This window comes from Chryseobacterium viscerum, from assembly GCF_025949665.1.
In the GTDB taxonomy this organism is placed as follows: domain Bacteria; phylum Bacteroidota; class Bacteroidia; order Flavobacteriales; family Weeksellaceae; genus Chryseobacterium; species Chryseobacterium viscerum_A.
This window is the reverse complement of sequence record NZ_JAPDFT010000003.1, coordinates 110,561-137,075: the sequence shown is the minus strand read 5'-3', so window position 1 is coordinate 137,075 and position 26,515 is coordinate 110,561. Positions and strand designations below refer to the sequence as shown.

Sequence of the window (26,515 nt, the reverse complement as noted above, 5' to 3'; positions counted from 1 at the left end):
TTATAATAGGAAATATAATTTCGATTTTTGCAGGCACAAAGAAATAGGCAAAGAATCAAACAAATTATGTACAGTAAATTAAAGCCCTTATTATGTGTTTTTATATTAAAATACTTCATAATAGCCGGTTCAGTGATTTCATAGGTTTTTCCCTTATGTAGAAATTAGTCTGATATTTTTCACAGTCTAAAACATAAATAATATCATTGGCTTTTTTAAGCTTCTGATCATTAAAGGTTTCAATATACCAGAAAGTAAGTGGCAGTTTATTTTTTTCTTTAATTTTAATTTTCATAAATAGTCAGCTATTAATTTGTCCAACGAATAATTACAGGTATGAGACAACCCCAGGAACTGTCCGATAGTATTGACTTCTAGAAAATAGAATTTTCCATCTTTTCCTTTGATAAAATCCAGTGACCCACAATTAAGATCTAATGTCTTCATCAGAAGATGGATTTTTTGCTCAATGTCAACACTAAGTTTGTAGGGGATATTTCTGTTTGGTTTTTCTAAATTATATTTTCTGAAATCTGTCTTGGTCTGCTCGTCATTTTGAGAAAAAATAGCCATTGAGTAACATTTTCCATTAAAATAGAATGTTCTGACTTCAAACTCTTTGTCAATTTTATGTTGAAAGAATGTTGTAAAGAACTTCATCTTTTCTCTCTTATGTACAGTTGAGGTATACATGATACCATTTAAATCTGTATCAATATTATCCAAAATAGGGTTTCCACCAATTGTTTTTACAATAGTTGTATTCAGAGATACCTGATCTGTGTTGTCTGCTAGAAAATATTCCGGAACCTCTAGTCCTGCTTTTATAGCTTCTTCCAATATCAATAACTTATTAACATCACTGTTACTCTCTTTATTGATATGTTTCTTGGATTCCAGTTTTGTTCTTACATAATCTTCAAGCCAATGCTGTACTTCGTTCATATGGGCATTCACAGAACTGTTTTCATACCGCAGACGTCTGATCTTTAATCTGCCTCTTCTGTACCACACACTGGTGATTTCATCCAGAAAAAAAGAATTTCTGTCGCTTTCTAAAAAAATCTTTTTGTTTTTAGTTTTAATTTCAAAAACTTCATCTTCATGGATGCGGGTAAATTTCTTTTTCAAGGCAATAAGCCATTTTATAATCATCATGGTGGTCCTTTCATTGTTGTTAGAAATAATAAGTATCATTTCACAATTTGTTTGACTTTTAAACGTCTTAACGGAGGTAATCCAATTCTCTTTCTGTTTTGGTTTATTTTTATAGTATCAATGACAGCAGTATAACTAGGATAAGAGCCATAAAGCATTTCTTGTTTACTGATTTGGAGATCATGTCTGTCTACCATATTAGCATAATCTTTTGGAATGCAATCGCCAGATTTTATATATTCCAGCATTTTCGTTTTGAAATAATTATACTCTTTTGATTCTATCATATGGCTGAACAAGGGGTGCATGGGCATAAACACGCCGTCATTTCCGAGAAGTCCGATTTTTTGTATTGAAGGATAACCATAGTTTTTAAAGGTCCATTTCAATAGTTCTGCATTTATTTTATCATTCTTTTCCATGAGCTGAGGATTTCTTCTGCCTTCAGCCTGATCACGTACAAAGGCAATACTGAAAGAATCTACCAGTTGTCTGTTCAAACCTTTTTTCCAGTCAGCAATTCTTTGTTTTACTTCGGTACTATCTATGCCATATTTTTGAAACAATGCAAAATACTTTTCATGAGAACCTTCATAAGGAGCAATCAGAGGAATAAGCTTGTAAAGACTCTTCTTTCCTCCGAACCCTTTTTGATATTGATCAGCCAGTTTAATATACGTCTCATATTCTTCAATACGGTCCTGATTTCTCGGATTATATTTCCGAAATAATTTCCGGTATTGTTTTATAGTTTCTTCAGGTTGATTGGCTATACGGTATATACTGTCAATTTCATTTACTCTATTGTAATAAACAATATAATTATTGTTTTTACTTTTACATGAAAAGATAAAAGGAATAATGAACAATGGTCCTATATATTTCAAAATTAAATTTTGTCTCATTTTATAATCGGTTTTTATTGATTCAATAGAGTATACTTATTTGTAAAAGGAGGAAATAATTCCTCCCTTACAATGTGTGATAGATAAAGACTAAATTTTATCCAACCTCTAAAGTTGAAGAAAGCTTGTGGTCTACCCAGGTTTCTTTGTCATATACTTCTCCTCTGTTTGTAGAAACATAGTTGATAGCAGTTTGTTCTCCACCTTTGATAGATTGAAGATCTTTCATCTTTTTGTTTTCCAATGAAGAGAAATCTCTCTTCATACCGATTAATTTTTTCATTTTGATAATTTTTGTTGTGTTGTATAAAATCATTTTTGCCATACAAACCCTGACATTGGGGTGAATAATTCTTTTGTTTATCATATACTGTACACATACAATTTAAACATGCAGAATCTTTTCGTCAACGTTGATGTTTTCAAAACTAAAAAATATCACATCACTTCAATGGGATATAATGTGTAAATGATTTGTATTTTACTCTATACACAAATGCAAATTTTGCTATGAATGAGAGCTGAGTTTTGGTGAAATATTTGAAATTTGAAAAAGTATAAATTACATGATGATTATCTAAAGAAAACTACAGTCTTTAACCGGAGGTTGTATGGTAATATTTTCTATTGTACAATATAGAAGAATAAGCAAATTTATACTGAAAATAAGAGGTTGACGAACTCATTTTTAAAGAAATTTGTATATTTCTAATGATGTTGTTGGCAAAAAAGTAATGGTTTTGAATAAAAAACGATCTAGAAATCGTATAAATTTTCACAAAAAAATCTTATTTTACACTTACTCGTATCTAAGTGGCTATGATAAGTCATAAAAATGAAGCTTTTGACCTAAATAGAAAAACTTTAGTGATTTAAAGTATAAAAGTAAATGCAGTCAGAGTTTATTTATAAAATACTCTTGAAAAAGTCTAAAAACATATTTTCATTGAACTAAACTTCTTTTTTAATGGATATTTTATCATTCTACACTTTTCTGTCTTGTGCATTGTGGATTAATCAAAAACAGGGGCTATATGTGGGAATGCCCCAAACAACTGATCATAAAATTATAAAATACAATAGCTATAATCATGAATTTGGCTGTACTTCTAAAGAATATAATGTTCTGATTTGATAGGATTAAGGTATTTTTACCGCCCATTTTAAAAAAGAATAGAAGTATGGATTTTGAAATTTTGAAACAGCGGATTGAAGACGCAGCCAGGAAAGCTTTTTTAGAAGTGTATGAAAAACATGGAGCAGAGGGGATTTATAGTTTTGCACTGTATAGTGATGAGGGGGCAATGACGGTTTGCCCCGCTGCCAATACATTGAAAGTAATGGAGAAAGCAGATGAGGACGATGCTCTTTATTATAAATATGAACCGGCAGAATGGGCCTATGAAATGGAAGGAGCCGATGAAGAATTCAATAAAATCTGTACTCAGCTGAGAGCAGAACTGGATAAGCATGATGACGATGATCAATGGTTTGAAAGTTTTCAGGCTAAGTTGTATTCCATTTGTATTGAAGTACTGGAAAAACTTAAAAATGAAAACTTTTTCGCAAAGATCACAGGCAAAGATATTTTCCTGATTTTCACAGTTTCTGATTATGAGTTTGAGAAAGAAGAACTGAAAAACCTTATCACCAAACTTAACAATAATGAATACAAAAGTGAATATCTGAATTGGATGGCTACCTGGGGCAATTAAAAGAATGACGAATTAAAAAAACACTTTAAATATATACATATGAAGCCCGATAAAATAATTGTCTCAGATGCCTCTTATAAATCACTGTCCCTATAAGTCGTTTTTATACCATCAAATCAAAACTAAAATTTAAACAACAATTACATTAATTATGAATAACTACAAATTTTACAAACAGGAAGGAAACCAATATATTTTTAAAAATCAACCAGTGTTTATTACGGTGCTCTGCATTATCTTCCTGATTGTAGCTGGATTACTCTTTAACAGCGTAAGGACTCTTAGCTATGTAATCATTGCCGTGGTAGCACTTATTCTGGTGAATTTTTTCACTAAGAAATTTATCATTGATATGGATCGCATGACGATTACAGGGAAACATACCATTTTTGTCCCGGCCAGAACCTATCCGATAGAGAATTTCAGCAACTTTCATGTGCTGGCAACAAAGTATATGGGCTTTATCACCACCAATGTAATGCTGTCTGTTTATTTTGTAGTAGATGGTAAAGAAAAACAGCTTACAATAGGCCAGGCGCTTACTCAGAAAGGGATACAAAAGATGGTGAATGAAACAGAGGATATTATGAATATTAATAATCCTGAGAATGGACATCCAAGACCGTTATAAGTTTGAAGAAAATGGAAGTGAAATAAGCTTCATGCCCAATTACAGTTTCCTGCGTACTTTGGTATGGTGGATGGCATTAGGGGTAATTGCTCTTCCCACGATTATATATTATTTTATGGATAAAATGTCCGGAGACCAGTTCAAAATTGCATTGGGATTGTGGGCAATTTATATGGTCTATTTCCTGTTTGATCTGTTTTTCAGAATTCCTGTGAAATTTATTTTTGATAAATCAGAGAAGTGCATCTACAGAAAACTTTTACGGTCTAAAAAGCTGATGAATTTTAATGAAATGACCTATTTTATCAATGATGAAAGAGGGGGATACTATTATTCAATCGGGAAAAAAAGAAATCAGTTTGTGAAAAACTATAGAATAAGCCATTACTTTTCTGGTTCAAAAGCATCCAATAGAAGGGAAGATGAGTATGTCGAAAGAATCTTATGCCCTATTTTGATCGCGGTTGGAATTCCCCTAAATCAGCTACCAGAACAATAACAATACAGGGTAAAAACTAATACTACGATAAACAGGTGTATAGCCATTCCCCTCCTCCGGAGGGGTGGCAAAAATTCAAAGAATTTTTGACGGGGTGGTCTATAACGCAATAGTAAAAAATTTTTTATAATTCTGTCAACAAAAACCCCGGCCGGTTCAGAGAACCGGCCGGGGCTATATTATTATTGCTAATTCTTAGTTCGCTAAAATTCTCTTTACAGCTTCTTTCACTGCTGCAGCATCAATTTTATACTTCTTCATCAGTTCTGCTGGTGTTGCAGATTCTCCGAAAGTATCATTTACTGCTACAAATTCCTGTTTTGTAGGTCTTTTTCTTGCAAGCATACCTGCAACTGATTCTCCTAAACCACCAAGATAGTTGTGCTCTTCAGCCGTTACAATTTTACCTGTTTTTTCAACAGATTTTAAAATGATCTCTTCATCAAGAGGCTTAATTGTGTGGATGTTGATTACCTCACAAGAAATACCTTCTTTTTCAAGCTCATCAGCAGCAACAAGAGACTCCCAAACAAGGTGTCCTGTTGCAACAATTGTTACATCAGTACCTTCCTGAAGCATAATTCCTTTTCCGATCTCGAAAGGCATATCTTCCGGGATGAAAACAGGAACTACCGGTCTTCCGAATCTTAAATATACAGGACCTTCGAAATCCGCAATCGCCAGGGTAGCAGCTTTAGTCTGATTGTAGTCACAAGTGTTGATAACCGTCATTCCAGGAAGCATTTTCATCATACCAATGTCTTCAAGAACCTGGTGAGTAGCTCCATCTTCTCCTAAAGTAAGACCTGCGTGAGATGCACAGATTTTTACATTTTTGTTAGAATAAGCGATAGACTGACGGATCTGATCATATACTCTTGAAGTAGAGAAGTTAGCAAAAGTTCCTGTAAAAGGAATTTTTCCTGTAATGCTAAGACCTGCAGCAATCCCCATCATGTTAGCTTCTGCAATCCCTATCTGGAAGAATCTTTCCGGAGCCTTCTCAATGAATTTCTCCATTTTCAAAGAACCGATAAGGTCTGCGCAAAGTGCTACTACATTAGGATTTTTGTCAGCTAGTTCTGCTAATCCTGCTCCGAATCCTGAACGAGTGTCCTTTTTTTCTGTATATGTATATTTCATTTTTATTGTATTAATCGAGATGTTAAGATATTAGTAATCAGCTGGAGCTTCTAGGTACAATTGCTTGAATGCTGTGTCTAACTGCTCATCATTAGGAGCTTTACCATGCCAAGCATGAGATCCCATCATATAATCAACTCCGTAACCCATTTCTGTATGAAGAAGGATGGCTACCGGTTTTCCTTTCCCAGTTTCTGTTTTTGCTTTCTCAAGGATTGCAATCACAGCTTCAAGATCATTACCGTTCTTTTCTTCCAAAACAATCCATCCGAATGCTTCAAGTTTTGCATGAAGATTTCCTAAGCTTAATACATCATCTGTATCCCCATCAATCTGACGACCATTGTAGTCAATTGTAGAGATGATATTATCTACTTTTTTAGCAGCAGCATACATTAATGCTTCCCAAACCTGACCTTCCTGAAGTTCACCGTCTCCGTGAAGAGAGTAAACAAGAGATTGATCGCCATCTAATTTTTTACCTTGAGCCACACCAAGAGCTACAGAAAGTCCTTGTCCAAGAGAACCTGAAGCGATTCTTACCCCTGGAAGTCCCTCATGAGTAGTCGGGTGCCCCTGTAATCTTGAATCTAGTTTTCTGAAAGTGCTCAGCTCTTGAACAGGGAAGAAACCGAATCTTGCCAGTGTAGAGTAGAATACCGGAGAAATATGCCCGTTTGATAGATAAAAATGATCTTCATTTTTGCCTTCCATTGTGAAAGGAAGTTTATAGTTCATTACCTTTCCATAAAGGGCTGTGAAGTATTCTGTACAACCTAAACTTCCGCCCGGGTGCCCTGAATTTACAGCATGAACCATTCTTAAAATGTCTCTTCTGATCTGCGTAGTAAGAGATTTTAGCTCTTCAATACTTTTACTCATTATGTCTGATTTATTTGCACGCGAATTTACAATTTTTTACCGGCTTATGGAAATGCAAAAATCCAGATCTAAAAATCCGGATTTTAATTGATTTGAATATTTTTCCGCTTTTAACAGCCTTCATTGAGGTAAACGGATATTTCTGTAACAATATTATTAACAAATTTAAAGCTTAACAGCGTTCCTGCCTGACTGTCTTCAATATTAAAATAACCGGAATCTTTGATAGGTTTGCTATTGTCATCCCAATCCGGGCGCACACTGAAGTTGGGATAGTTTCTGTAAGCATTGATCAGATCATCTCTCGTACTTCCCACTCCAATTCCGCTTTTGGTCTTAAACTTTTTACTCGCTGTTGTCATGTAAGTAATGGAAGGAACACTCGGATTGGCTTCATTGATATAATTGTCGAAAAGATCAATCTGGATTGTTTCCCCATTATACTTTACGCTGTTTTTTTTCTCTCCACCAGAGTTCGTAAGTTTTGTTCCTGCTATTTTTTCAGCTTCAACCTTGGGCATAAAAACTTTAAACGGCCCGATTCTTAATGTTGAGACTTCAAAATTTTCCTGAGCATTCATGTAACTAAATGTTAATGCAAACATGAAGATTGAGATAATTTTTTTCATAGTTTTTTAATTTCTGTTTCTTTTTATTTTATTAAATTTTTGAATGAATTTATATAATTCTCATCAAAGATAATTAAAATGAAAAAGTCTATAAAATTAGTTATTTAAATAAAGAAAATTTACATATTGAGTTGAAGGCTTTGTGGTAGCTTGATTGTTGCTGTTTGTGCAAAAAAAACATACTTTTTTTAAATTTTCATATATAATATTTGAATAAATTTAACTAATTTTATAATTCAATATTATTTGATTTATGAACCTTTAACTGATTATTTTTTAGTTTTTGGTCTTGTTAGTTGAATTAATAAAAATTACAAACCATTATATATGAAAATTAAACAATTATTTTATTTGGGGATACTGGTTATATCTGTTTCCTCATTGAAAGCACAGGACTTTTTTACAGTGATCAGTGAGAGGTCCATCAAAGCAGATCCTAAAAACAGGACAGTACAACCGGAAAAGGCATTGACCTATACATTGGACGTGGCTGGAATGAAAAGTTATTTTAATTCTGTTCCGGAATTGAAAGACAACGACCGTAAAGATAATGCACCCATTATTGTGCTGCCAATGCCTGACGGTAAGAAAGCGAAATTCAAAATCTGGAAATCTTCAGTAATGGCTCCCGGATTGGCCAGCCAGTTTCCACAGATCATTACTTTTACAGGACAGGGAGTTGATGACCAATATGCTACTATAAAACTTGATTTTACCGAACTTGGGTTTCACGCGCAGATAAAATCTGTGGTAGCAGGTGATACTTACATTGATCCTTATGCAAAACAGGATATTAACAATTATATCATTTATAAAAAAAGTGACTTAATTGATAAAAATCCAAGATCGTGCGGAGTAAAAGACGAGGACGATTCTCCATTGGGAAAAAAAAACGCTCAAAAAACCGTAAGTCCAAGCGTAGGAACTCAAATTAGAGTTTTTAGGTTTGCTGTGGCTTGTACCAATCAGTATGCAAAAGCAGCAACAGGCTCAGCAACACCTACTGTTGCCCAGACTTTATCAGCAATTGTAACTTCTGTAAACAGAGTAAATGGAGTATACGAACAGGAAGTAGCTTCAAGATTGGTATTAGTGGATAGTGAAACCAATGTCATCTTTACAAATTCTGCAACAGATCCTTTTACCGGAAATGATGCCGCTGGTACATTAATTAATGAAAGCCAGACTCAGATTGATGCATTGATCGGAAATGCCAATTATGACATCGGGCATACCTTCAGTACCGGAGGAGGCGGATTGGCAGGCCTTGGAGTAATCTGTAACAATTCCAATAAAGGTAGAGGAATTACCGGTTCCCCTAACCCGGTGGGTGACCCTTACGATATTGATTATGTAGCACATGAAGTAGGACATCAGTTTGGAGGTCCGCATACTTTTAATGCAACTACAGGAAGCTGCGGAGGTGGAAACCGAAGTGCTACCAATGCTGTAGAACCTGGAAGCGGAATTACCATTATGGCGTACGCAGGAATTTGTGGAAGTACCAATAACTTAGCTGCTAACAGTATTCCTACTTTCCACACCAAATCATTCCAGTCTATTACAGCGAAAGTTCAGTCAACAACATGTCAGGTGACAATTCCTTCTAATAATTTTCCGCCTTCTGTAAATGCCGGAGGTGATTTTACTATACCTAAGAGTACACCATTTAGATTGGAAGGGTCAGCTACAGATATAGATAACAATCCACTTACTTACAGTTGGGAACAGAATGATGTAGGCCCGGCAGGTGATTGGAATGCCCCAACAGGTAATGCTGCTATATTCAGATCATATGTGCCTGTAACTGTTCCTTACAGATATTTCCCGAAACTTACAGACGTCATCAATGGAACTGTATCCAAAGGAGAAGTTAGACCATCTTATGCCAGAACCATGGAGTTCAGACTGACTGTAAGAGATAATAACGCAGGTTGTGCAGGAGTTACCAATGATGATGCTATCATTACTGTTGATGGAAATTCAGGGCCGTTCAATGTCACTGCACCTACTACAGCTGTAAACTGGGCGGGTAATTCTACTCAGACCATAACATGGGATGTAGCCAATACAACTGCCTTCCCTGTAAATTGTGCTACTGTAAACATTTTCCTTTCTACAGATGGAGGTCTTACATACCCTACGCTTATTTTAGGTTCCACTCCGAACGATGGCTCACAGACCGTTACCATTCCTAATGTAACGACCACACAGGCCAGAATTATGGTGGCAGCAGAGACAAATGTATTTTACAATATTAACCCTATTAACTTTACCATCACTCAGACATTGGGAGTGAGCGAAACAGCTTCAAACAAAGATGTATTCGTTGTATACCCTAATCCAAGTAAAGGACTTCTGAATATTAAATTTACTAATTCAAATGAAGTGTATGATATGACGGTATATGATGTAAGCGGAAAATTAGTATTCACTCAAGCCAATAATAAATTGAACCATGATAAAGTAGGTACTTTTGATTTGTCACAATTGGTTAAAGGTGATTATCTGATCAAAGTTAAATCTAAAAATTTAGAGAAAACATTCAAGTGGATTAAAGAATAAAAAATCCATTCATTAAAAATAAAAAAGGCTGTCCTGAAGACAGCCTTTTTTTATTTTATAAAGATTAAACAACTTTTAAATAGTTTTTGTTTTTTACCAGCCACAGACCTATAAAGGTCAGTAATCCGTTAAGAACAATCAGTTCCACGCCGATTTTGTAATCGGTATAAGTGGTAACCGCGAGGTTGATCAGATAGGTAAGTACAGGCGCTAAAATAGTCACTGCAAGGATGGAATATTTTCTGGAGATCTGAAACTTCGTGAAAATTCCGAAAGCAAAAAGCCCTAAAAGCGGCCCGTAAGTATATCCGGCAATTTCCATGATGAGATAAACAATAGATTTGTCATTTAATGTTTTGAAAACCATGATCAGGATAAAGAAAACTACTGTGAAAATCAAATGTACTTTCATACGAAGGCGTTTCTTCTCTTTTTCAGTTTTGGTTTTATCCTCATTAAGATTTAATAAATCTACACAATACGAACTTGTTACAGCCGTTAAAGCACCGTCAGCAGAAGGAAATAATGCTGAGATCAGTCCGATAATAAAAATAACGGAAATCATCATTGGGAAGTATCCCTGAAGCGATAAGGCTGGGAAAAGGTCATCTCCCATTACATTTTTAATATTTCCTGCAGCATCTTTAAATCCGAAAATATTAGTTATCGTTTCAGAGTTTAGAGTTCCATATTCTGCTCCGTGTTGCAAAGCAAAAAGATATAATAATCCTCCAAGGAATAAGAATGCAAGGTTTACTATAAGAAGTGTTCCTGCAAAAGTCAGCATGTTTTTCTTTGAATTCTTAAGATTATCTACAGAGATGTTTTTTTGCATCATTTCCTGATCCAGTCCTGTCATAGCAATTGTAATAAAAATTCCACCCAGAATTGTTTTCAGGAAAAAGGTTTTGGAATTCGGATCAAAATTGATAAAATGGGTGTAGTTTTTCTGTTCCAGAATAGTATAAGCTTCCCCAAATGATAAATTCAGGTTTGATAAAATATAAACAATACATGCTACAAGACTGATAATCATAAAAGAAGTCTGCAGTGTATCTGTAATGACAATCGTCTTTACACCGCCTTCAAAAGTATACAGAAGTACCATCAGCAAGAGAACAAGAGAAGTTACCCAAAACGGAACTCCCAGTCCTTCAAGTAAAAATATCTGTAAAACGTTAACTACCAGATATAATCTTGCCGTAGCACCAATCGCTCTTGAAATAATAAAAAAGATAGAACCTATTTTGTGAGCTTCTACATTGAATCTTTTTCCCAGATAGGTATAAATAGACGTCAGATTCATCTTATAATAAAGCGGGAGCAATATTGCTGCCACAATAAAATATCCGATGAAAAAACCGATTACCATCATATAGTACTCAAAACCTCCGTAGATATATTCGGAGCCGGTCATTTTTCCTACCGTTCCCGGAACAGAAATAAAAGTAACCCCGCTTAAGCTGGTTCCTATCATCCCGAATGCAACGAGCCACCATTTACTCTTTTTGTTACCGATAAAAAATGACTGGTTATCAGAATTTCGGCTGGTGAAATAAGAAATCACCAAAAGGCCGATAAAATAGATGAAAACAAATAGCAAAAGGATAGTTCCTGAATTCATGCTTGATTTTTAAATTTTAGCAAATATATAAAAAAGATCAGTCGTGAATCATGAATTTAAAATACTGTTGGTTTCAAAACAAAGTATGATTATAAATTTGCTTTACAGTCTGTATTTTGTATAAAAATAAAAACCCTTCCAGAAATTTTTCTGGAAGGGTTGTATGGTAAGGTTAGAATACAGTGACTAATTCACTAAAACATCCTGAAGTTCCTCACTTTTCTGGAAACTTGCCTTAGCAAAAGGGCAGAGGGGAATAATCTTCTTATCATTTTTTCTGGCAAAATCTACTGCTGCCAGAAGCATTTCCTTGCCTACACCTTTTCCGTTGTAAGCTTCTTCCACCTCGGTGTGGTCTATAATAAATCTTTCTTCTCCGGCCCAGGTATACGTCATCATTCCTGCGCGTTTTCCATCTATGAAAGCTTCAAAACTTCCGTGTTTCTCGTCGTTGTTTTGTTTTACTTCGATCATGTTATGAGAATTTAGTTAGTATTTCTATGTCGTTGGTTAATATTTTATGAACTGGGCATGCATCAGCAATGGTGTGCAGTCTTTTCAGCTGCTCATCATCCAGAATTCCGTCAAAGCTGATATCTCTTTTGAAAACCGCTCTTTTTGTTAATGGGAAATTTTCAAGCTCTACTTCTACATTGATGTTTTCTACATCCCATTCCTTTCTTTCAATATACATTCTCAAGGTAGCTGCTGTACAGCTTGCCAGTGACGTAGCCAGAATTTCCATTGGATTAAGACCTTTGTTTTGTCCGCCTTTATCAATCGGTTCATCCGTAATGATTTTATTTTCGCCGGCTGTTACTTCTGTATAATATTTTATTTTTCCTAAACTTGCTTTTACCGTTACCGCCATTATTTTTCTGTATTGAATTTATAACTTAATGCACCTGAAGGGCATTGGTCTATCTGTGTTCTGAGTTCTTCCGGGCTTGCATTCTCTGCTTTTATCCAAGGTCTTTCTTTAGGATTGTAGACTTTGGGAAGCAATTTTACACATACAGCCGAGTGGATACACTTTTGAGGCTGCCAGATGACGGTGATATTACCGTTGGGATATTCGTGTGTTTCCATATCAATTTTCTTTTAATGATTTTTCGATTCTTCTGTCCGGAATCAGCCATATGAGAGCCACGATATAATAAAAACCTATGGCAATATAAGGATAAAAAAATGAAGTAGCGATTCCCAGGACATAAAATACAATAGAGATATATTCTTTATATTTTGAATGAATAGCTTCTTTCAGCTTTGAATCTTCACCCTCGCACCGGATAATGACATGCTCCAGAATGGTATAAGCAATTGCTGCCATAATGAGCCCGATACCATACACTGCAACAGGATTTTTAGCAAAACCGGTTGTTCCGATCCATTCCGTAGCAACAGGCATCAGAGAAAGCCAGAACAGCAGATGAAGATTGGCCCAAAGAATACTGCCATTTACTTTTTTTACCGTCTGAAACAAATGATGATGGTTGTTCCAGTAGATTCCTACATAAATAAAACTGAAAATATAAGCCAGAAACTTAGGAAGGAGAGGTTTGAGGCTGGCCCAGCTATTTCCTTCTGGTACTTTCAATTCCAGTACCATAATGGTGATAATAATAGCAAGGACACCATCACTGAATGCCTCTAATCTTCCTTTAGTCATTCGCTTTAACCTGATTTTTAAAGTTTTGTATTTTACCCTTCAGATCATTCAGCATATCCGGATTGATGACTCCGCTTTCCATGTCAAAATTTTCATAAAACTTCGGCAGTGAAAAAGTATCTTTGATATCTGCTGCAAACTGTGGGAAAAATGTTTTTGCCGTATTCATTACATTGCCTCCGCCATAGCCTCCCGGAGAGGTGCTCATCAAAAGCATCGGCTTATTCTGAAACACTTTTACATTGATCCTTGAAGACCAGTCAAAAACATTTTTAAACGCTGAACTGTAAGAACGGTTGTGCTCCGCAAGAGAGCAGATGATCACATCACATTCTTCAATAACTTTTAAAAAATGATGGGCTTCATCCGGAAAACCTTTCTTTTCAAGATCTACAGAGAATACAGGCATGGTAAAATCGTTGAGGTCAATCAGATTGATTTCCTCGTCCTGAAAATCTTTCAGAACAAATTTTACCAGTTCCCTGTTGATAGAAGTGGAAGATGTACTTCCGGCAAATGCTAATATTTTCATGGTTGATACTCTGAACTGAAATTATTTTCTGTTTAAAATAGCCTTAGGAAGCGGAACATATTCATTTTCATCTCCCGGGACCAAAGGAAATGCTTCGTGATTCTGGTCATTCCAGTTTACTTTTGCCTGATCCAGTAATTCTTTATCAGAGTTAACGAAATTCCAGAATATAAAACGCTCCTCATCGAATGGCTCACCACCAAAAAGATAAACTGTTCCGTTTTCGCTCATATCGAATTCGCAAAGTTTGGTGTCTTTAGCAATCATCAGCTGTTTTGAACCATAGGAATTTCCTTCTGTGGTAACTGTTCCGTCCAGAACATACATTGCTGCTTCTCCATAAAGATCTTTCCCTATGCTTATTTTCTTAGCTTCTTTTGTTTTTATTTCGATAAAAAATAACTTGCTGTGTACAGGAACCGGAGATGTTCTGCCAAATGCTTCACCGGCAATTAATTTATACTGAATACCATCTTCTTCCCAAACCGGAATCTCATCTTCTTCGATATGATGAAACGTAGGTTCAGACTGTTCTAGGTGCTTCGGAAGTCCTACCCAGATCTGGAATCCGTGAAGTCTTTTATCTGTGTGTCTTAAATATTCAGGCGTTCTTTCTGAATGTACAACTCCTTTTCCGGCACTCATCCAGTTGACAGCACCTGGTTTTATCTCAAGAGCACTTCCAATACTGTCTCTGTGGAAAATAGAACCTTCCAGCAGATACGTTAATGTGGATAAGCCAATATGCGGATGTGGCGGAACATCAAGGTTCTGATAATCCTTCAATTCTGAAGGTCCCATATGATCAATAAAAACGAAGGGGCCAACTGCTCTTTTCTCACGGAAAGGAAGAAGTCTTCCTACCAGGAAATTTCCGATATCTGCTGCTTTTTCTTCAATGATAAGTCCAATATTTGACATGATGATGTGATACTTTTTAAAATGTTATTTAAATAAACTGAGTGGTTCTGCTGAAGGTTTAAAGTTTGTCATATCCTTCAAATTTCTCATCTACGATACGTTTCCATTCAGGGTGCTTCTTTATGAAAGCAAAAACATAAGGACAGAATGGAAGAAGCTTTTTTCCGCTTTCTTCAATATAATTCAGGGTTTTCTCTACTACAGCTGCTGCTGCACCTGTTCCTGCCAGTTCAGGTTCTGCTTCAGTGTGTACCAAAGCAATCTGATGCATTGTTTCACGGTAATCTATGAATGCATAATGTCCGTTGAACTCTATTTCAAATCTTTTTTCTGCTTTTACGAGAGGTATATTTTCAAATTCTGGTTTCATAATTTTTTTGCATTAGAGGTGTCTGTTTTCCAAATGGAATAAACAGAGCATATTCATTATAATAGTTAAACCTTACAGGTTTCTGAAACCTGTAAGGTTTGTTTGCCATCATATAAAGTTAATAAAAAAGGAATAATTAAAGATTACGATAAATTTAATTCTTTTAATCTTCAAGGTACCCGAACTTTCCGGTGTTAAAATCCTCAAAAGCCTGCATAATCTCTTCTCTGGAATTCATTACAAAAGGGCCGTGGGGATAGATCGGTTCATTGATTGGTTCACCACTGATGATTAAAACAACAGTATCTTCTTTTGCTTCAATAGTAAAAGTTTCACCTTCGTTTTTAAATAATGCAAGATGATCAGTTTTCACTGTTTCTTCACCATTGACGATGATGCTTCCTTCAATAACCAAAGCTGCGGTATTGAAATGAGCCGGAAAATTAAAATCAGCCTTTCCACCTGCTTTAAGTTTGGCATTCATCATATGAACCGGAGTAAAAGTACTTGCAGGACCTTTATGTCCATCATATTCGCCGGCAATTACTTCCACAAAACCATTTTCACCTAAATCTACTCTTTCCATTGTAGAGTTTTCAATAGCCTGGTATTTCGGGCAGCTCATCTTGTCTTTTGCCGGAAGATTCACCCAAAGCTGAACCATCTGAAAAATTCCTCCTTCTTTTGCCCATGCCGTTTCATGGTATTCCTTATGAAGAACTCCTTTTGCAGCAGTCATCCACTGAACGTCACCTTCTCCTATAACACCGCCGCCACCAGCGCTGTCATGGTGTTCTACTTTTCCGCTATATGCTATCGTTACTGTTTCAAAACCTCTGTGTGGATGAACTCCCACACCTCTTGGCCTGTCGGAACCATTGAAATGAAATTTTGAATTGTAATCCAGCATAATAAACGGGTCCATTCTTTTCATATCCAATCCAGGTACTCCCGGAATGAAATTGTGAACCCTGAATCCATCGCCTACAAAGTGTGCAGGTCTTGGAGATACTACGATTTCTATTTTTTTAGTTGCCATCACATTGTTGATTATGTAAACAAAATTACCATAGTTATATGCGAAAAGCATTGATCTGTGTTAAGTTCGTAGGAAGGGTAGAATGGCAAAATGTAAAGAGCGAAACTATAAATTGACCCTTTTAAGCTTTATTCTTTAATCTTCCTTGGATTTCATATTTTTTCCATCCGAAATGTGCAGTCTTCTGAAAACAAATCCTGATAAAATTGTTAATATTCCTACCGAGAGAAATGTAAGTCGAAAAGCATTGTGGATTTCGCCATTAATAAGATCTGTATTTTCAAACAACTTTAAAACAATCAATCCGAAAGCAATTCCGAAACCGATAGCCAGCTGTTGATTCACAGAAATTAAAGAGTTTCCGCTGCTGGTCTGGAAATTCCGGAGATCAGCAATAGAAATAGTGTTCATAGAGGTGAACTGTATAGAGTTGAAAAAGCCTAATACCGCGATAATGGGAATAAACCAATATAGTGAGGTGTGTATATCAGGTATGGCGAGCAGGCATATGAGTGTTCCGATGATGAATGTATTGATCATCAAAGTCTGGCGATAGCCATATTTATCCAGAATTTTAATCACAGAAGATTTTCCGAAGATAGCTGTTAAAGCCATGGGAGCAATGATCCAGCCTGAAGTTACTGCAGATTGTTTGTATGCAATCTGAATCATCAGGGGAAGTAATAGCGGAACAGAGCTTATCCCTAATCTGGTGGCCAGATTTCCCACAATACCAACCCGGAAAGTTCTTACCTGAAAAAGGTTTAACGGGAAGATCGGATTTCCTCCTCTTTTTGCATGTTTGTAATAATAGTACAGGAACAGAAAGCCCATAATAAATACAAGTAAAACAGGAGTGATATTCTGCATATCTCCAAAAAGTTCCAGTGAAACGGAAAGCAGGAGAGAGGCAGCTGCAAAAATTAAAAAGCCTTTTAAATCAAAATCAACATCATCAGATTTATAATTGGGCATGAATTTTAATCCTAAAAGAATTCCTAAAATTCCAATTGGGATGTTGATCAGAAATATCCAGTGCCATGAAAGATAATCTACCATATAACCACCGACTAAAGGCCCCAGTACAGGACCAATAAGTGCCGGAATAATGGCAAAGTTCATCGCTTTGAGCAGTTCACTTTTATCAAATGTTTTGATGAGTGCCAGCTTTCCTACAGGAGTCATTAAACTTCCTCCAACTCCCTGGATAACCCTTGAAATAACCAAATGAGTGAGATTTTGAGACAGGGAGCAAAATAATGAACCTAAGCTGAATAATACCAACGAGAAAATAAATACTTTTTTGGTTCCGAACCGGTCTGCCAAAAATCCACTGGCAGGCATGAAAACAGCTAATGTAAGAACATAACTGATAATGGCGTTCTGCATGTTAAGCGGAGATTCGTGCAGATCTTTTGCAATAGAAGGCAGGGAAGTATTCAGAATGGTTGAATCCAGCATCTGCATAAAAATAGCGGTAGCCAGAATCAGAGGTAATATTTTCTTTATGGATGTCTGTGGTGTGCTTGCTTCTGTCATTTCGTATAGGCTGAACCTTTAAAAAACGTCCAGACTTATTTTATTTGAAGAACCTGCTTGCTTTAAGCAGTTTAATCTTTAGATAAAGAAATCCATATAAAATTAAAAAAGTCCTGTGAGATTTCACAGGACTTTTTGATTTATTTTCTAGGTTTTTCTACTCCTTTCCATTCATCACCGGCTTTTCTATACTGGCTTAAAGTGAAAGTTTTGAAATCCTTTGTTTTGTATTCGATGTTATCAGTGTTCTGCTCAAATGGCATAATGTAATAATATTCGATATCTGTCTTATCAGATTTGTTTCCTTTTTTTACACTAGGAACATATTTTGAAAACTTGTAGCTTGGAAGATATTGTTTCAGCCTTGCGTAGAAAGCTTTGTCTTCTTTTTCGCTAGGAATGATATCTACAATATTCAAATCATCTTTTTTCTTATCAATCCAAAGGTAGTAAGTCTTTTCTTCTCCCATATTTCTGTTGAAAGAGTTGAAGGCAAATAATTCTTTCGGTACAAGTTCCTTGATTTTCTCTGGATCAACCTTTGTGTAGTACTGGCCTTTTGAAGGATCCACATAGGTTTCAAGGTTATACATTAGAACAGAATTGTTTTCAAATTTCTTATTTTTAAAATACTGATTCAAAGATAATTCTGCAGTTGCTCTAAGTTCTTTGCCTCTGTCATCCAATTTCTTTGTTGGATTCTGAGGGTTTACATATTTTACAAATTCATATAAAACAACTGGTTTTATATCTTTAAGGTGAGGATACGTTTTTAGCTGCTCTGCTTTTACAAGCCAGTAGAATTGTTGGTAGTAATCATCTTTATCTTGATCTTTCACACTCTTATAAGCCAAAGCAAGCTTCTTTGAATTCAGATATTTGCCATATTTTCCTTGTCCAAAAGCAAAACTTATGGCTAATAAGGCAAATAAAACAGTAAGGTTTCTTCTCATTTTTTTATAATTGATATTTTCGTTTTCCAAATATAATTATTTATTAGATATTATTTTGGATTGTCAGTTAAATTATGCCATATTGTTATTGTTAATTCAAAAGAAAATCCTGTATTGCTACAGGATTGATAAATTATAACTGAGGAAGTTAGGTGTTTCAAGCGATGAAATTAAATATCAATAGTCAATTTTTGCTTCGCAAAGTGAATGGTGAATGACATGCTATCGGTTAGAAAACGTATCTGTTATTGATTGCTTGTAACCTCGGACCGCGAACCATGTAACACATTAAGCATAGCGGATTGACGATTCTAGATGGTCAATAGTCAATTTTTGCTTCGCAAAGTGAATGGTGAATGATTAACCGCAGATTAGAAATACCTCCGTATTGAGTGTTCTTAATCTCGAATCTCGCAACCCGAATCACGCCACAAATTCACAAGCGCAGCGGATTGACCATTGACTATTCACTAATCAACCCCTCTAATACGAAGTCTCATGTACCTTCACAGCTCTTCCGCTCGGATCATTCATTTTTTTGAATGCTTCATCCCATTCTAAAGCAATAGGTGTGGAGCATGCTACAGATGGAACAGATGGTACTGTAGCCGCAGCTGTTTCGCTTGGGAAATGTTCTTCAAAAATAGTTCTGTATCGGTATTCTTCCTTATTTTGAGGAGTATTCAAAGGGAATCTGAATCTTGCGTTAGCCATCATTTCATCCGTTACTTCTTTTTCAGCAACTTCTTTTAAAGTATCGATCCATGAATATCCCACACCATCTGAGAACTGTTCTTTCTGTCTCCAGACAATAGAATCAGGAAGTAGGTCCTCAAAAGCTTTTCTCAATACCCATTTTTCAATTTTCCCTTCAGCTGTATTGATCATTTTATCTTTTGGGTTAAGAGTCATGGCAATATCCATAAATTCTTTGTCAAGGAAAGGCACTCTGCCTTCAATTCCCCAGCTCATTAGCGCTTTGTTAGCTCTTAAGCAATCGTAAAGATGAAGTTTCCCTAACTTTCTTACTGTTTCATCATGAAATTCTTTTGCGTTCGGAGCTTTATGGAAATATAAATAACCTCCGAATAATTCATCAGAACCTTCTCCTGAAAGTACCATTTTTATCCCCATAGACTTGATTACTCTTGCAAGAAGATACATCGGGGTGGACGCCCTGATTGTTGTTACGTCATAGGTTTCCAGATGGTAAATTACATCACGTACAGCATCCAGCCCTTCCTGAACGGTAAAGTTAACTTCATGGTGAACAGATCCGATGTGTTTTGCAGCTGTTTGAGCAGCAGCCAGGTCTGGTGAACCTACAAGTCCTACAGCAAAACTGTGAAGTCTTGGATACCAGGCTTCCTGTGTATCACCACTTTCAATTCTCTGGCGGGCAAATTTTGCGGTGATCGCTGAAATCACTGATGAATCCAAACCTCCGGAAAGAAGTACACCATAAGGAACATCACTCATCAGTTGTCTGTGAACAGCATCCTCAAGACCTTTTCTTAATTTTGCAATGTCTGTTTCGTTTTCTTTCACATGATCATAGCTGTCCCAGTCTCTTGTATACCATTGCTGAAGCTCAGCGCCGTCCGGACTGTAAACGAAATGTCCCGGTAAGAATGTTTCGATTTTTTTACATACTCCTTCAAGGGCTTTCAATTCGGAAGCTACATAATAGTTTCCGTTTTTATCCCAACCTTGATAAAGAGGGCAGATTCCCATATGATCACGGGCAATAAGGTAGATGTCGTTTTCAGTATCATATAATGCGAATGCGAAAATCCCGTTCAGTTTTTCAACGAAATCTTTTCCGTACTTTCTGTAAAGTGCAAGGATTACCTCGCAGTCAGATTGAGTCTGAAACTCATAATCAGGAAATTCTTCTTTTAATTCTCTATGGTTGTAGATTTCACCGTTCACAGCTAATACTACTTTTCCGTCTTTTGTAAATAAAGGTTGTTTTCCAGAAGTAGGATCTACAATGGCAAGTCTTTCATGAGAAAAAATTACTTTTTCGTCCTGAAAAACTCCACTCCAATCCGGTCCTCTGTGACGGATTTTTTTTGACATTTCCAAAACCTGAGGTCTTAATACTTCAGTTTTCTGTTGGGCATCAAATAAACATACAATTCCACACATGATTTTTATTATTTATGGAACAAAAGTAGAAGGGATGTTTATAAATAACAATGAAAAATATTTAAAAACGAAAATTTTTAATCAATTAATATTTTAAAGTTAAAATTTTTAACTATTTCTTGAAATTAACATGTTTTTGATTAATTTTTTTCGTTGAGCCAAAATTGATGGTTTTTCCATACAAAATAAAAATGACATATTTATTAATCTATGGTAATTAATTATATGAATTTTAACCCTTACTTTGTGGCTCGAAATAATTTTTTTTCATCATTTGTGTTTTTACCTTCTTGCAATTCTCATGCAAGAAGGTTTTGTTTTTATTGTACCCCAAGTAACGTTCCCGAAACATTCCATGAGCTGAAACTTGTGCCTTCGGAAGCTCCCTGAGGAATTTTTATCTGAACTGTATGTTTTCCTGCTTTCAAGTCTCCAAGAGGAATGAAGTTAGGATTGGTAACCGTTCCCGGGCACCAGTTTGATCTGCTGAGATCTGATGAAGAAAGTCCGTCCTGGAAATTTCCTGAAGCCGGATTGTACAAACGGTATGAACCGCAGTCTGTTCTCCATGGGGTGAATGAAAATATCAGATTTCCATCAACAAAAATAGAATTGGCTTTAGGAACAAATTCATCCCCATTTTCCCAACCTCCGTGTCCGGTAGTGGTATATCTTAGCTGAGCGTTTTTTAAATCTTTATTTAAAGTGAAATTAACGAGAAGCCCTTTATCCTGATTGAACATCGTAGAGTAGTCCTGTCCGGCCATTTCCATAATGTTTAAAGTATTGAATAAGGGTATCGCTGTATTGTTTTTATTAACTGTCTGGTCACTTTTGTGAATGGTGATGTCAAGACTCACTTTATGTCCTCCTTTGTCATAGTTGCCAATAAATGTACCCACCCAAAGTTCTTTTCCTGATAATGCAGGTTTTAGCTCTGTGATATCTTGTCGGTAAGGGCTGATGGTCTGCCAGTTTTTTCCTTTAAGCTGAATATGATTAAACTTCTGGATTCCAAAAGCGGTAAAGAATCTCATCATTTCCATGGCAGGGCTATAACTGTCTGTGGTTGTTACTCCGTAATATTGCTTTCCGTTTCCATTTTCGTAGACAGGAAGTGTCTTGGCTCCTTTTTCCAATCCATCAAAAAAAGATTTTTCTTTATCCTGAGGAATGAAAAATACAGTTCCGGTTCTGTCATAGGCATCTCCGTTCGACTGTTGTTTCAGTTCTACAAAAATATTTTCTCCTTCTGTAATCGCAGGGAATTTTACTTTTTTAAGAATGATGGTTCCGTTGGCATATCTTTTTATCTGGTCATCAGATTTTGAGGCATCAGAGAAATTAATGGTTTCATTTTCAAAAATATTCAGCGTAGTAAATCTGCTTTTCCAAAGCAAATCTTTATACCCCAACTGATCTGTTGTCTGTATGTTTCCTTTTAGAATATTTTCAATTCCCGTATTCTTAATTTTTTTGATCGAACCGGCCGTAATTAAGGAATTTTTATTTCTTTCGACTTCCAGAACCAATCCTAAATTCTGTCCTAAAACAGAAGGCCCGCCTTTTAGCTTCAAATCATTAGTGTACCAGACTTCAATGGTGTTTGAATTGACCTTGGTAACTGCTTTTTTACAGTTATATCCTAAAATCTTTTTGGTTTCATTGGTAAGTTCAAAATCCTGTTTCCCTACAGACTCAGCATCCGATGTTGAAATAATGGATTCAGGTTTTAAAAAAGCATATGAAATAATTGTATTTGAAGGCTTTTCTACCTTAGTGATTTCATAAGGGAAGCTGCTTTTTTGCTCTTTGATAGTACTGTTGAGAATGTAATTTTCTTTCTCATTAACCCAAATAATGGTGGAGGGTTGATCAGCAGTAGTTTTTCCGTTATATGAACTGGTATATTGAATTTCATAGGTCTGTGCAGAAAACAGACAGTATAAAAAAACAGCGAGAAAATTGAAAACAATTCTTGTGTGCATAAATAAAATGAGTTTGCTGCAAAGTTATTCTAAAGTTTCCACAGCATCAAAACGGTTTAATCTATACAGTTAGTAGACAATATGCTTTAAATGTTACAAAAAATGTTACATTTTTTTTAGAAATATTGTGAACAAAAAAACTACTCCAGAAAATAGAGTAGTTTAATGTATTGTCGTTGGATTTAGATTAAGAAACTCTCTCAATCAAAGCCATATAGAATCCGTCATAGCCTTCGCTAGGCATTACTTTTTCATCTTTAATCATTCTGAATCCAGGATTATTTTTGATGAATTCATCTACCTGCAGATTGTTTTCAGAAGGAAGGATAGAACAGGTAGCGTATACCATTTTTCCTCCTTTTTTAAGCATTTTAGAATAGTCCTGAAGGATTTGCTGTTGTTCCTTTTTAATTCTGTCAATAAAGTCCTGATCAATTTTCCACTTACTGTCTGGGTTTCTTTTCAAAACTCCAAGACCTGAACATGGTGCATCAATCAGAAGTCTGTCAGCCTTTTCATGAAGACGTTTGATTACTTTATTGTCAGCAATCATACGGGTTTCAATATTATGAGCTCCAGCTCTTTTGGCGCGACGCTTCAATTCAGCAAGTTTCCACTCGAAAATATCCAGGGCAACAATCTGACCTTTGTTTTTCATTAACGCTGCTAAGTGAAGTGTTTTTCCTCCTGCACCTGCACACGCATCTACTACTCTTTGTCCTTCCTGTACATCAAGGAAATAACCGATCTTTTGAGAAGAAGCATCCTGAACTTCAAATAATCCTTCTTTAAAAGCTGTTGTAAGAAAAACGTTTTTCTTCTCTTCTAATTGAACAGCATCAGGATAATTTTTAATAGGGAAAGCAACAACACCCTCATCAGAAAGGTCAGAAATAAGTTCCCTTGTTGTTGTTCTTAAAGAATTTGCTCTTAAAACGGTAGGTGCCTGCTCATTCAAAGCAGTCATTTCTCTTTCCCATTTGGCTCCAAGTTCTTTTTCAAGTGTTTCAGCAAGCCATTCAGGGATAGAATGTTCTATTGCTTTTGTAGGAACTGTATTCTTTTTAAGCTTGGTAAGAATGTCGGCAATTTTGATTCCGTCAAATTCTTCAAATTTTTTATAATTGGTTTTACTCCAAAGTAAATATGCAATGATCAGTTTGTAGATATTGTTGGGTTTCACCCCTTCACCCATATAGTATTCAAGGCGTTTTTTCCAACGGATGATATTGTAAAAAATTTCAGAAACAACGGCTCTGTCCTGGCTTCCCCATTTTCTGTTTGCTTTCAAAAGTCTTTCAATAACTTTATCTGCATATTTGTTTTTCTCAAAAAATGTCTCCTGTAAGGCATCGTGAATTCCGATTGCCAAGTTTCTGTGAATAAGTTCCATAAGTTTGCTTCGCTGTTTGAATCTGCAAAAATACGACTTTTAATTGAGAGTTGAGGATTTGGGTGGGAGAGTTTGAGAATAGGAGAGGTGAAGGGGTTCGTGGATGGTGAATAGTGAATGGTGAATCCGCTTCGCTTGTGAATTTTTGGGTTCGGGTTTCCGGTTGAGAGGTTATGAGTAATTATATATTGTAGAGATCAGTTTTCTAATGGAAGTTTGCGCATCCACGATTCACTTTGCAAAGTAAAAATTGACTATTGACAATTTGAGATTCAGCAGTGAATGGTCAATCTGTTTATTAATTTTTTAAATGGTAGAAATGAATTTTAATGTTGAATTTGTAGAGATTTTCCGAATATTTATATTTTTTATTTGTTGACAACAGCCTTTCCCTTTAAGACGAATAAACCTATGTTTTTGCTTAATGAAAAATATTTGCTGACAAAATATACACTGTTCATTATTATACTTTATTTTCTTTGCGGCAAGTTTATTTAATTTGTATTAATTCACAAGGTTGTGTAAAATCAATATATGCTTATCATCTACTATACTGATCTTTATCTCTTGACTTCAACCTCCAAAAAGCTCTACCTTTGCAAAAAATAAAAATATGAGTGATACAGTACTTTGCCCTAAATGCAGCTCGGAATTTACTTACCCAAGCGATAATATGATGGTATGTTCCCAGTGTTTCTACGAATGGGATCCTGCAGAAGCGGCTTCTGAAGCGGCCAATGAAGGAAAAATATTGGATTCAAACGGAAATGAACTTCAGGATGGAGATTCTGTAGTTGTAGTAAAAGATCTTCCCGTAAAAGGAGCACCAAAACCGGTGAAAGCTGGAACCAAAGTGAAGAATATCCGTCTTAGACCAGGAAGTGATCACAATATTGACTGCAAAATTGATGGTTTCGGGGCAATGGCTCTTAAATCAGAGTTTGTAAAGAAAGCGTAAGAAAATGCTGTTTTCTTATGCCCTGAAAATAAGAAAAGGAAAAAATTGGACAGTGTAATCTTTCTAAGACTTAATTGCTAGATTGCTAATGTCCGTCTGGAAGGCAGAAAGAGAAATAACCAAAAATTTCCTTAAGCTTTTAAGGTACAAATGTAAGAAAAAGTTTGAATAACAGATTCTTATGTTTGTATTTTTTTTGTAGATAAGTGTAAGTAAATGTATGAGTTATGCAAAGCATAAAGAAGAGGAAAGTGTTTTATCTCTAATAATAGTCTTACATTTTTGCCTTTAAATAAATGAAATATTTATGGATCCGGATATTCTCTCATCCGTATAAATTACAAGTTCTTTTTCCTTTGTTCTTAGCTTATTCCAATAATAATTTCCTGCAAATCTGCTTTCAAGAACTTCGGCTTCGATACCGGTTTCTGTGATTTTGATTTCTTTAGGATAATAAGAGAATTTGGGAAGCTGGAAATCTTCGGCTTCGGTTTCACTGAAAATATTCACTTCTCCGAATAATTTCGCAACATAAGAGTTGTAAGGGTGTCTGTAGGTTTCTTCCGGACTGTCATTCTGAATCAGTCTTCCGTCCTGAAGAATAACAATCTGATCCAGCCATGGCATAATATCCTGAAGTTCGTGAGTAGAGATGATTAAAGAAACTCCATGCTGCTTTACATATCTGAAAAGTCTTTCTCTAAGCTCAATTTTTCTCGGAAAATCCAGATTACTGAATGGTTCGTCTAAAATCAAGAGCTTTGGAAGCACAGACAATGCTCTGGCAATAGCCACTCTCTGCTGTTGTCCGCCACTTAAATATTTGGGAAGTACATGGGCAAATTCCTGAAGACCTACCACTTCCAGTAGTTCCGTTACGGTTTCTTTTTTTTGTTTTAAATTGATATTAGAAATAAATTTCCCTACATTTTCGGCAACCGTAGCGTAAGGCATAAGATCAAAATTCTGTGCTACGAATTTCATTTCCGGCTCTCCGGGAACAAGATTTCCTTTAGGTCCCAAAAGCTTTGTTCCGTTAAAAATAATTTCTCCGCCTTCCCAATCAAGAAGACCATAAATAAGGCTGAGAAGAGTGGATTTTCCGCATCCGCTTTCTCCCGCAAGAGCTATGATTCTGTTTTCTTCAAACCTTAGATTAAGGTTCTGAAACAGGGGATTTTCTTTGTTGTGAGAGAAAAATAAATTGTTTATTTCTAATAGCATATTACAAATGTAAGGTTTTTATGAAAA

At 35.7% G+C, this 26,515-nt stretch carries 27 protein-coding genes; 5 read left to right on the top strand and 22 right to left on the bottom strand.

Features of this window, described 5'->3' with window-relative positions; genetic code table 11:
- Nucleotides 1-115: 115 nt before the first annotated feature.
- The 4 genes from OL225_RS17445 to OL225_RS17430 all read right to left on the bottom strand — a co-directional run bounded on the left by OL225_RS17445 (nt 116) and on the right by OL225_RS17430 (nt 2,346).
- Nucleotides 116-295: a hypothetical protein gene (locus OL225_RS17445; protein WP_264519075.1), complete on the bottom strand. Its 180-nt coding sequence runs from the start codon at nt 293-295 to the stop codon at nt 116-118.
- A complete protein-coding gene (gwsG, locus tag OL225_RS17440) occupies nt 292-1,197 on the bottom strand; it encodes a grasp-with-spasm system ATP-grasp peptide maturase (protein WP_264519074.1) in 906 nt (301 codons plus the stop codon). The genes OL225_RS17445 and gwsG overlap by 4 nt, the downstream gene beginning before the upstream one ends.
- Nucleotides 1,194-2,063, bottom strand: a complete 870-nt coding sequence (locus OL225_RS17435) for a hypothetical protein (RefSeq protein WP_264519073.1) — start codon at nt 2,061-2,063, stop codon at nt 1,194-1,196. The genes gwsG and OL225_RS17435 overlap by 4 nt, the downstream gene beginning before the upstream one ends.
- 97 nt (nt 2,064-2,160) lie before the next feature.
- Nucleotides 2,161-2,346, bottom strand: coding sequence for a TIGR04139 family peptide modification target (locus OL225_RS17430; protein ID WP_264519072.1), 186 nt, complete (start codon nt 2,344-2,346; stop codon nt 2,161-2,163).
- 898 nt (nt 2,347-3,244) lie between these two features.
- On the opposite strand from OL225_RS17430, the gene OL225_RS17425 reads away from it, so the two are divergent.
- The 3 genes from OL225_RS17425 (at nt 3,245) to OL225_RS17415 (ending at nt 4,908) form a co-directional block, all read left to right on the top strand.
- A complete protein-coding gene (locus OL225_RS17425; protein WP_047373655.1) occupies nt 3,245-3,778 on the top strand; it encodes a DUF4303 domain-containing protein in 534 nt (177 codons plus the stop codon).
- A gap of 151 nt (nt 3,779-3,929) precedes the next feature.
- Entirely contained in the window at nt 3,930-4,409 is a 480-nt protein-coding gene (locus tag OL225_RS17420) for a hypothetical protein (protein WP_052184537.1), read from the top strand.
- A complete protein-coding gene (locus tag OL225_RS17415; RefSeq protein WP_264519071.1) occupies nt 4,387-4,908 on the top strand; it encodes a hypothetical protein in 522 nt (173 codons plus the stop codon). Before OL225_RS17420 ends, OL225_RS17415 begins: the two co-directional genes overlap by 23 nt.
- A 195-nt stretch (nt 4,909-5,103) precedes the next feature.
- Here the strand turns inward: OL225_RS17415 and OL225_RS17410 are convergent, their stop codons facing one another.
- The 3 genes from OL225_RS17410 to OL225_RS17400 all read right to left on the bottom strand — a co-directional run bounded on the left by OL225_RS17410 (nt 5,104) and on the right by OL225_RS17400 (nt 7,562).
- A complete protein-coding gene (locus tag OL225_RS17410; RefSeq protein WP_047373656.1) occupies nt 5,104-6,051 on the bottom strand; it encodes a transketolase family protein in 948 nt (315 codons plus the stop codon).
- A 30-nt stretch (nt 6,052-6,081) separates the two neighbouring features.
- The gene (locus OL225_RS17405; protein WP_264519204.1) at nt 6,082-6,936 is read right to left on the bottom strand and encodes a transketolase; all 855 of its coding nucleotides are present in this window, start codon (nt 6,934-6,936) and stop codon (nt 6,082-6,084) included.
- Between the two features lie 107 nt (nt 6,937-7,043).
- Complete coding sequence (locus tag OL225_RS17400; RefSeq protein ID WP_264519070.1) at nt 7,044-7,562, bottom strand: hypothetical protein; 519 nt, start codon at nt 7,560-7,562, stop codon at nt 7,044-7,046.
- 327 nt (nt 7,563-7,889) lie between these two features.
- Here OL225_RS17400 and OL225_RS17395 point away from each other — a divergent pair, with 327 nt between their 5' ends.
- On the top strand, nt 7,890-10,127 hold the full coding sequence (locus OL225_RS17395; RefSeq protein ID WP_052184538.1) for a reprolysin-like metallopeptidase: 2,238 nt from the start codon (nt 7,890-7,892) through the stop codon (nt 10,125-10,127).
- A 64-nt stretch (nt 10,128-10,191) separates the two neighbouring features.
- Here the strand turns inward: OL225_RS17395 and OL225_RS17390 are convergent, their stop codons facing one another.
- The 14 genes from OL225_RS17390 to OL225_RS17325 all read right to left on the bottom strand — a co-directional run bounded on the left by OL225_RS17390 (nt 10,192) and on the right by OL225_RS17325 (nt 24,306).
- A complete protein-coding gene (locus tag OL225_RS17390) occupies nt 10,192-11,751 on the bottom strand; it encodes a sodium:solute symporter (protein ID WP_047373659.1) in 1,560 nt (519 codons plus the stop codon).
- Nucleotides 11,752-11,937: 186 nt separating this feature from the next.
- Nucleotides 11,938-12,225: a GNAT family N-acetyltransferase gene (locus OL225_RS17385; RefSeq protein WP_174525205.1), complete on the bottom strand. Its 288-nt coding sequence runs from the start codon at nt 12,223-12,225 to the stop codon at nt 11,938-11,940.
- A 1-nt stretch (nt 12,226) separates the two neighbouring features.
- Nucleotides 12,227-12,622, bottom strand: a complete 396-nt coding sequence (locus OL225_RS17380; protein WP_264519069.1) for an OsmC family protein — start codon at nt 12,620-12,622, stop codon at nt 12,227-12,229.
- Nucleotides 12,622-12,840 (bottom strand): (4Fe-4S)-binding protein, encoded by a 219-nt coding sequence (locus tag OL225_RS17375; RefSeq protein ID WP_047373661.1) that lies wholly within the window; start codon nt 12,838-12,840, stop codon nt 12,622-12,624. Before OL225_RS17375 ends, OL225_RS17380 begins: the two co-directional genes overlap by 1 nt.
- Before the next feature lies 1 nt (nt 12,841).
- Complete coding sequence (locus OL225_RS17370; protein WP_047373662.1) at nt 12,842-13,420, bottom strand: TMEM175 family protein; 579 nt, start codon at nt 13,418-13,420, stop codon at nt 12,842-12,844.
- On the bottom strand, nt 13,413-13,952 hold the full coding sequence (locus OL225_RS17365) for an NADPH-dependent FMN reductase (RefSeq protein WP_264519068.1): 540 nt from the start codon (nt 13,950-13,952) through the stop codon (nt 13,413-13,415). Before OL225_RS17365 ends, OL225_RS17370 begins: the two co-directional genes overlap by 8 nt.
- Before the next feature lie 21 nt (nt 13,953-13,973).
- Nucleotides 13,974-14,873 carry a pirin family protein gene (locus OL225_RS17360; protein ID WP_264519067.1) on the bottom strand — a complete coding sequence of 300 codons (900 nt, stop codon included), beginning with the start codon at nt 14,871-14,873 and terminating at the stop codon, nt 13,974-13,976.
- Between the two features lie 58 nt (nt 14,874-14,931).
- Nucleotides 14,932-15,243, bottom strand: coding sequence for a GNAT family N-acetyltransferase (locus OL225_RS17355; RefSeq protein ID WP_264519066.1), 312 nt, complete (start codon nt 15,241-15,243; stop codon nt 14,932-14,934).
- Between the two features lie 163 nt (nt 15,244-15,406).
- Complete coding sequence (locus tag OL225_RS17350; protein ID WP_047373815.1) at nt 15,407-16,282, bottom strand: pirin family protein; 876 nt, start codon at nt 16,280-16,282, stop codon at nt 15,407-15,409.
- Between the two features lie 135 nt (nt 16,283-16,417).
- A complete protein-coding gene (locus tag OL225_RS17345; RefSeq protein WP_047373666.1) occupies nt 16,418-17,821 on the bottom strand; it encodes an MFS transporter in 1,404 nt (467 codons plus the stop codon).
- Between the two features lie 140 nt (nt 17,822-17,961).
- Nucleotides 17,962-18,804, bottom strand: a complete 843-nt coding sequence (locus OL225_RS17340; RefSeq protein WP_047373667.1) for a hypothetical protein — start codon at nt 18,802-18,804, stop codon at nt 17,962-17,964.
- Nucleotides 18,805-19,257: 453 nt separating this feature from the next.
- Nucleotides 19,258-20,925, bottom strand: coding sequence for an asparagine synthase B (gene asnB, locus OL225_RS17335; RefSeq protein ID WP_264519065.1), 1,668 nt, complete (start codon nt 20,923-20,925; stop codon nt 19,258-19,260).
- 320 nt (nt 20,926-21,245) lie between these two features.
- Nucleotides 21,246-22,913: a GLPGLI family protein gene (locus tag OL225_RS17330; protein WP_264519064.1), complete on the bottom strand. Its 1,668-nt coding sequence runs from the start codon at nt 22,911-22,913 to the stop codon at nt 21,246-21,248.
- 187 nt (nt 22,914-23,100) lie between these two features.
- Nucleotides 23,101-24,306, bottom strand: coding sequence for an RsmB/NOP family class I SAM-dependent RNA methyltransferase (locus tag OL225_RS17325; protein WP_264519063.1), 1,206 nt, complete (start codon nt 24,304-24,306; stop codon nt 23,101-23,103).
- Nucleotides 24,307-24,919: 613 nt separating this feature from the next.
- Between OL225_RS17325 and OL225_RS17320 the strand changes: the two genes are divergently transcribed.
- Entirely contained in the window at nt 24,920-25,264 is a 345-nt protein-coding gene (locus tag OL225_RS17320) for a zinc ribbon domain-containing protein YjdM (protein WP_047373671.1), read from the top strand.
- Nucleotides 25,265-25,552: 288 nt separating this feature from the next.
- On the opposite strand, the gene OL225_RS17315 is transcribed toward OL225_RS17320, so the two are convergent.
- Nucleotides 25,553-26,488 carry a sulfate/molybdate ABC transporter ATP-binding protein gene (locus tag OL225_RS17315; RefSeq protein ID WP_264519062.1) on the bottom strand — a complete coding sequence of 312 codons (936 nt, stop codon included), beginning with the start codon at nt 26,486-26,488 and terminating at the stop codon, nt 25,553-25,555.
- Nucleotides 26,489-26,515 lie beyond the last annotated feature (27 nt).